Here is a 4,109-nt window from a genome sequence, read left to right on the forward strand (position 1 = left end):
CCCCCCCCCCCAGCCGGCCGGTCGGCGAGGTGGTGGTGGCCGGGGTGGCGCCGGGCAATGCGCGATCCCTCCGGTCGGCCCTGGCCGCCGGATTCGCCATAATCGGATCGGTCCAGATCATGACCGTGCCCACCGCGCACCGAGGAGCCACGTGACCGAGCGCCAGGCCGCCGAGCCACTGCGCATCAACACGATGGGCTGCCGGTGGGAGGTCGACATCTCCCGCCTCGAGGCACCCCTCGCGCAGCGGTTGCGCGAGTTGTGGGCCGCGTGCAGTGACTGGCGCCCGGACCGCTCCGAGCCGGACGGCTTCCCGGAAGTGCTGACGGCCTACCACGCGGGCACGTCGGATCGCCCGAACGGCAGCGTGATCGCTCTCCAGCCCGATGTCGAGTCCGCTCCCTACGCGTTCTCCGGGGCCATCACCTTGCGCTGCATCGAGCGTCAGGCCGGCCGGATGACGCTCCTGCACAGCGCCGCTCTCGCCCTGCCCGATTCGGGGGCGACGGTGATCCTGATCGCCGAGTCGGGCACGGGAAAGACCACGGCCGCCCGCCGGCTCGGCGAGCGGCTCGGCTACCTCAGCGACGAGACGGCGGTGATCCGGGGCGACTTGACGCTCATCGCGCACCCGAAGCCGCTGTCGATCATTCCCGAGCCGGGGCGCCCCAAGATCGAGGTCGCGCCCGAGGAGATCGGTCTCCTGCCCGCCCCGGATCAGCCCTGGCTTGCCGCGGCCGTCCTGCTCTCCCGGTCGCCGGATGTTGCCGCGCCGGTGCTGGAGCCTGTCGACGTTTTCGAGGCCCTCGCCGAGGTCATTCCGCAGAGTTCGTCCCTGCCGCTGCAGGAGCAGCCGCTCGACACCCTCGCCGGCGTCCTCACGGCCGGCGCGGGGTGTTTCCGGTTGCGCTACAGCGAGATCGACGCGGCGGCAGACCTCGTCGTCGATGTGCTGCGCTCCGTCAGCCGGGGAGAGCAGCGGTCGCGCACGTGGCAGGTGGTGACCCCGCCGCAGGACCAGCGCACCGGGCCGTGGGTGGCCTCGCCGGCGGAGGAGGGAGAGTTGCCGCCCGGCGGCCGCGTCGTCCGCGCTCCGTGGCGCGACGCCCTGGCCGACGAGGACGGTGACGTGTTCGCCCTCAACGGTCCGCGCCCCGTGCGGCTCATGGCCCTCGGCGCGAGCATCTGGCGCGGCTGCGCCGAACCGCGCACGGTGGAGGAGATCCGCGACCAGATCGTCGCCGAGCACGGCCCGCACCCCGACGCCGATTCCCTTGTGCGACAAGCGATTGCCACGCTTGCCGACGAGGGTTTGGTCCGTTTCGTCCCGGCCTGACGGCGGGTTCGGCCAGCCTAGCGCGGAGGGGTCGGCGGCTCGGTGGGGATATTGCGCACGAGCCGGCGCAGCGAGCGATCGCCGACCCCGAGGGCGACGCGGACGGCGTCCCAATTGTCCGTATGCCGTTCCTCACCCGTGGCCGCCACGGCGCGGGCGAAGCCCGCCAGCTGTTCGGCCAGGGCGCGGCCCGTCGCCGTCCGGTTCGGTCGTTTGCGCGCGAAGTAGCGGAACGCCCAGGCGAGGAGGAGGAGGAGCAGAGCGGCGGCATACAGCGCAATGGCGTAGGTCCAGTAGCCGCCGAGGAGCAGGTTCGTGGAGAACAGGATCATGATGGCCGCAATGGACCCGGCGAATGAGGCATACAACCGCGGGGTGTGGCTGACGTAATCCGGCCGGCCGGTGTGCCAGCGCCGGGAGGCGACATCCTGCGACAGCGCCCCCAGCGCCCAGTCGCGCCACGCGAAACGCGTGTTGCGGCCCCCGATGATCCGCAGCAATCGCTGTTGGAAGTCCGAAACGCCACTCGTGTCGGCGTCGCGACGGACCCTGGCACGGTCGTCCTCGTCCAGGTCGATCACCCCGGCAGCCTGCAGGTCGAGGAGCGCGGCGGCAATCGCCCGCTCGGGGTCGCCGTCGTGCAGCAGCGCCGCCATCTGCTCCGGTCTCAGGTCGCGGGGCAGATCGAATTGCACGACGGCGTCACGGACCCGATCGTTCACGCGCGCAGTCGGATCCGCGCCGAGCGGCAACAGACTGCGAGCAGTGATCGTCGACTGGTTGTCCCGGCCGGCGCGGCGCGCGTGGGTGAGGATCGGGATCAGCAGGACGGACGCCGCGACGAGGCAGCCGACGGCGATGGCCAGCGCCCAGGGCAGGAAGTCGAACACCTCGCGGCTGCGCGCCACCGCGGTGAGCGGCCGGTCGGCCGGCAGAGTCACGCGTCCGCCTCCTCGAGCAGGGTCCGGGAGGCGATGGCGACGACGAGGGGGATGGCGACGGTGGCACCGACGGCCGGGATGGCGACGCCGGAGTCGTTGATGAAGAACCCGATCATCATCACGATCAGCCACGCGACCAGGCCGGCCCGCAGCGTCGGCACCCGTTCGAAAGCGCCTGCGAGCGAACGCGATCCCCACGACGTGGGACGGAGCAGGACATAGATGACGAAGACCAGTCCGAAGGGCACGAGCACCGTCAGCGGGCTGCTGATGAGGATGCCCCAGTTCTGCTCCGCCTTGCGGATGACGATGTCGAGCGCGCCGCCGGTGCCGAGCTTGTCGAAGAAGCGGCCGAGGTGGCTCTGGCTCTCCGCCGGCCGCAGCGAGTCGAGGAAGCCGACGAGGAGGAAGAGCCCGGCGGTGACGAGGGCGATGATCGCGCCGCGGCGCCACGTCATACCCACCCCGAGCAACGCGAGGAGGAAATAGGCGAGGCCGGGCAGGTAGGCGGGCGGCCCGCCGCCGTCGGCCCCCCACGCCGGGTTGCCGTCGATCACCACGGTGAGCAGCCCGATCGCCGCGACGACGGCCGCCGCCGGCCACCGCCCCCAGCGTCGCTGGGCCTGGTGCGCCGCGGCGATCGCCAGCATCAGCGAGGCCGTCGCGAAGATCGAGAAGGTGACATTGCCCATCCCGTAGAACCGGCCGCCGACGACGGGCTGCAGACCCATGAGGGAGGACTGCTGCAGCCGCGACCCGGTCATGACGTCGATCGCCAGGACCGCCATCGTGATCCCCCCGACCACTGCCACCGGCCCCATCAGATGCCGCCCCCAGGGCGGCAGGAACGCGAGCCCGGCAATGAGCGCGACGAACAGCGCGACCGCGCCGACAATTGCCGGCAGGGGATGCGAAACGCGCCACCAGGGCAGGAGATTCGCGAGGAAGGTGGCCGCGGGCACGCTCGCCGCGAGCACCCCGACGATGTGCACGAGCCGGATCGCGCGGGTGCGCTGGGCGAGGGTTGCGCCCTCCCGCCGCCAGACGCGCCACGTGAAGAGGTAGATCGCCAGCTGGGTGAGGATCAGCCCGTAGAAGAAGATCGGCACCAGCGGGTGGATCTCGTGCGAGGCGTTGTCGACATCGGTCAGCGCGAGGTGGCGCCGCTCCACCGCTGCCGCGTCGTTGGGCCTGTGCTCGGTGTCGAGCAGCGCCCCGCCGAGCCCGAGATCGGTGGTGTCGATGCCCGCGAGCCGCAGCAGGGTGACGGTCAGGTCGGAGCTTTGCATCAGGTCGGGGATGCGGGTGGAGGGCGAGGAGAGCTGCCCCGGACCGTATGCCGGCCCGGTCACCACCACCGGCCGGAGCCGCGAGCCCATGCCGGCGTCGGAGAGCCCGGCGACGATGAGCGTGTCCTGGTCGTCCAGGCCGGCGGCAACGGTGGCGATGCGGTCGTCGACGGCGCGCACCTGGTCGGCCACCGAGGTGCCTGGGCTCGCCTCGCCCGCGGCGAGGTCGCCGGGGTCGCGCACGGCGCCCGCGTCGATGAGCGCGACCTTCGCATCGCCGAGGGCGGCGTGCACCGAGTCGAGTGTTGCCGTGGCCCAGTCCACCGGCCGGTATGCCGCGACCTCGCCCGAGCTCTGCGCCAGCCCGAGCGCCGCGCCCGGACCGATCGCGACCGCTGGTATGCCGGCGCCTGCCAGTTGGTCGCCGAGGAGGCCGGGGTCGGCCTCGAACCGCAACGAGGCGGCCGCCTTCTCCAGCTCCGCCCAGCCCTCGACGGTGGCGTGAGAGCCGGTGACCGTCACCGCCGGGAGGGGCGGGCACGG

3 protein-coding genes are annotated in these 4,109 nt (G+C 72.2%); 1 reads left to right on the forward strand and 2 read right to left on the reverse strand.

Going from position 1 to position 4,109, the window contains the following annotated elements; genetic code table 11:
- Window positions 1-151: 151 nt before the first annotated feature.
- Window positions 152-1,336: a PqqD family peptide modification chaperone gene (locus BN11_RS12830; RefSeq protein ID WP_048698290.1), complete on the forward strand. Its 1,185-nt coding sequence runs from the start codon at window positions 152-154 to the stop codon at window positions 1,334-1,336.
- A 17-nt stretch (window positions 1,337-1,353) separates the two neighbouring features.
- Here BN11_RS12830 and BN11_RS23775 read toward each other — a convergent pair whose 3' ends face one another.
- Window positions 1,354-2,277, reverse strand: a complete 924-nt coding sequence (locus tag BN11_RS23775) for a DUF2207 family protein (RefSeq protein WP_048698291.1) — start codon at window positions 2,275-2,277, stop codon at window positions 1,354-1,356.
- Window positions 2,274-4,109 (reverse strand): alkaline phosphatase family protein (locus BN11_RS23780; RefSeq protein ID WP_235435463.1); only part of this gene is annotated, 1,836 nt, incomplete at its 5' end. The genes BN11_RS23775 and BN11_RS23780, both read right to left, overlap by 4 nt.

Origin of the sequence: Nostocoides australiense Ben110 (genome assembly GCF_001050535.1) — a bacterium.
GTDB classification, from domain to species: Bacteria; Actinomycetota; Actinomycetes; order Actinomycetales; family Dermatophilaceae; genus Nostocoides_A; species Nostocoides_A australiense.